This is a genomic window from Kocuria subflava, assembly GCF_012163155.1.
GTDB lineage: Bacteria > Actinomycetota > Actinomycetes > Actinomycetales > Micrococcaceae > Kocuria > Kocuria subflava.
On the sequence record NZ_JAAVUN010000176.1, the window covers coordinates 1 to 590 of the forward strand.

Consider the following 590-nt stretch of genomic DNA (forward strand, 5'->3'; position numbering starts at 1 on the left):
CCACCCCCACCCGGGGGGTAGGGAGGGGGGGGGGGCAGGCGCCGTTAGGCTTGTAGACCGACGGCCGACGGGGAGGATGAAGTGACGATTGGATTTTGGGGTGGCTTGGGGCTTCTGGTCCTGTCCTTCCTGCTGCTGACCCTGTGCGTCTTCGTCGGTATGTGGGTGATCGGCGGTGCCGGGCGCGGGGCGAACAAGCTGCGCGGAGGAAAGCGTCGGAAGTCGATCCTGTTCCCCCGGCGTCGATGACCCCGCCCGTCACCCCCACACCGCCGTCGCGGCTGGCCGGCGGCGCAGTCGCGATCCTGGCTGCTGACATGTTGGAGCCATCCGGCCATGGACTGCGCGGGAAGGTCCTGACCAACCCCAACGTGGATCTGACGTTGGCTCTCTAAGACGACCTGGCGCCGGCTGGACCAGGGTTGGACCTCCCCACGGCCGGGGCAGCTGCATGTTGGACACCGGCCGGATCCGCGTCCAACCCCCTCGACATCGGGTTACCGGCGAGGGTCAACGCGATCCTGGCCGTTGGAGATCAGGATGCTCTACTGTGCGAAGCACGGGAGTTCTCCCACCGGAGTCCCGGCCGC

At 68.0% G+C, this 590-nt stretch carries 2 protein-coding genes; both read left to right on the forward strand.

The genetic code is table 11. The features are described from left to right. Nucleotides 1–81 precede the first annotated feature (81 nt). Nucleotides 82–249 carry a hypothetical protein gene (locus tag GTW58_RS13610; protein ID WP_158609484.1) on the forward strand — a complete coding sequence of 56 codons (168 nt, stop codon included), beginning with the start codon at nt 82–84 and terminating at the stop codon, nt 247–249. Further along, entirely contained in the window at nt 246–395 is a 150-nt protein-coding gene (locus GTW58_RS13615; protein WP_166834724.1) for a hypothetical protein, read from the forward strand. The genes GTW58_RS13610 and GTW58_RS13615 overlap by 4 nt, the downstream gene beginning before the upstream one ends. Nucleotides 396–590 lie beyond the last annotated feature (195 nt).

Excerpts from the sequence above, each read along its gene's own strand:
- GTW58_RS13615 (WP_166834724.1), top strand. The coding sequence starts at position 246 with ATGACCCCGCCCGTCACCCCCACACCGCCGTCGCGGCTGGCCGGCGGC.